The following is a 2183-nucleotide window of genomic DNA, read 5'->3' on the forward strand; positions in this document are numbered from 1 at the left end:
TAGATCTCGTCGCGCACCTCGGGGTCGTCCACGAAAGGGTTGTCCTCTGGAATCGAACCGTCTTTGTTGATGCGCAAGATCTTGCCGCGCAGATCGTTCGGGTTGCCCGAGCTGCGGATGGCGCTGAAGTACTCGCGCCCCTCGCGGCGGTCGATCGGCGAATAGCCCTGGCTTTCGAAGGGGTTGGTGTTGTCGCCGGTGCCCAGGTAGAGCGTGCCGTCGGGGCCGAAGACCAGGTTGCCGGCCTGGTGGCAGCAGGTCTCGCGGTCGCTGTAGACCTGGAGCAGGATCTCCTCGCTCGCCGGGTCGAGGGCGAGGTCGCCGTCCTCGCCCTGAGCGAGGGTAAAGCGCGATAAGAAGTTGTCGGTCTCGTGGGCCAGGGGCGAGTAGTAGAGGTAGACATAGCCGTTGTCAGCAAAGTCGGGGTCGAGCGCCAAGCCTAGCAGGCCGTGCTCCTCTTCGGTATAGACATCGAGCTCGAGCAGGTCCCTGACGCCGTGCGCCTCGTCCCAGACCCGGACGTTGCCGGGACGCTCGACGTAAAAGACGCGGCCCTGGTTATCGACCTCGAGGTTCATGGGCTCGTTCATGCCCTCGACCAGGGGCTCTATGATGATCTGGTTGAAGTCGACGTCGCAGCTGCCCTCGACCTGCCGCGCGGTCCAGAGGATGCCGCCCATGAGCATCTCCTGGAAGCGCTCGTCCTCCCAGACCCAGTCGGGGTGGCCCAAGGCGGTGTACCAGGAGCGGCCGCCCTGGTAGGGATGGCACCAGGTGACGGGGTGGTCAGCCTCGGGGTCGCCCGCGGCAAAGCCGGCCAGGACGGGGTGCGAGGAGCGGTCGAGCGTCATCAGCACGTGCACGCCTTCGCGCGGGTTGGCGTCCCAGAAGTACCACTCGTCGTTGATCTCGAGCTCGCCGCCCAGGTGTGCGACCGAAGGATGCACGGGGTCCTCGACGACCAGGCGGGCGTTCTGGGTGCCCGGCGGGTGGCCGTTGAAGTAGGCGCCGACCAGGTCGCCGTACCACTCCCAGTCGTAGTGGGTGTCGCTGGCCGAGTGGACGCCGACAAAACCGCCGCCGCCCCTGATAAAGCGGATCATCGCCTCGCGCTGCTGCGGCTGCAGGACCGAACCCGTGGTGACCCCGAACATGATCACGTCGTACTGGGCGAGGTTGTCGTCGGTGAAGACGGTGGCGTCCTCGGTAATGGTGACCGCAAAGCCGCGCTCCTCGGCGAGCCGCTCCATCACCTCGTGGGCGGTCTCGATGGAGCCGTGGCGGAAGCCTTCGGTCCTGGTGAACATGAGGACGCTCAAGTCCTCGTCGACCATCAAGGGCTCGATATTCAGGCCCGTCTGCGCCACCTGCGTCTGAGCGTCCCGCTGGGCCTGTTCCGCCGCGGCGGCAACGGCCTCGGGGTCTTGCACGGGCGCGGCCGCGGCCGCGGCTGTCTGCGCCTGGCTGACGCTCACCCGCTCGAAGGCCGCCGGGCCGGGATTGGCGTCGTTCGAAGCGTAGAGGTAGAAGTAGAGCGCCGACGGGTCCATGCTGCCCAAGTCCATCTCGCTCTCGCCCTGAAGCTCATCGTCCACATAGACCTCCACAGCGACGGTCGAGCCCTCTTCGTGCGTGAGGACCCACCGAAGCGTGTAAGGCGGCGTCGCCGTCACGCTGAAGCCGGGCTCGAAGGAGCCGTCGGCGGCCGGGGTGAAGGTGGGGCTGACGCCCTCACCGCTCACCGTCAGCCTGAAGCCGGGATGGTTCCAGAGGTCGTCGGCGATCTCGTCACTCGTCCAGAAGCCCGGATTCTGCTCGCTCCAGCCGGCTTCTAGGTAGTCCACCTCGACGGTGGTGACGTTGTTTGCGAGGTTGAGGGCTTGCCTCAAGAAGATGCCCTTCTGGTTGGTGTCCCAGCCGTCGGTGCCGAGATTCTCGATGCGCAGCTCCCCGTCCTCGACGACGGCGTCCGCACCCGAGTCATTGTCGTAGATGCCCCAGGTCTCTTCGTCGAGCTCGTCTATGAAATCTTCCTCCACTGTCAAAGGCTCGCCCGCTGTCCCGGCCTCAACCCCGCTCTCCTGGGAGATGCTGACGCGTTCGAACACCGCAGGACCGGGGTTGGTGTCGTTCGAAGCGTAGAGGTAGAAGTAGAGCGCCGACGGGTCCATGCTGCCCAAGTC

At 65.8% G+C, this 2183-nt stretch carries 1 protein-coding gene; it reads right to left on the reverse strand.

Going from position 1 to position 2183, the window contains the following annotated elements; genetic code table 11:
• Window positions 1-2183: ThuA domain-containing protein (locus tag M3498_15300; protein ID MDQ3460647.1), on the reverse strand; the 2183-nt coding region annotated here is incomplete at both ends.

The sequence above is a fragment of the Deinococcota bacterium genome (assembly GCA_030858465.1).
Classification (GTDB): domain Bacteria; phylum Deinococcota; class Deinococci; order Deinococcales; family Trueperaceae; genus JALZLY01.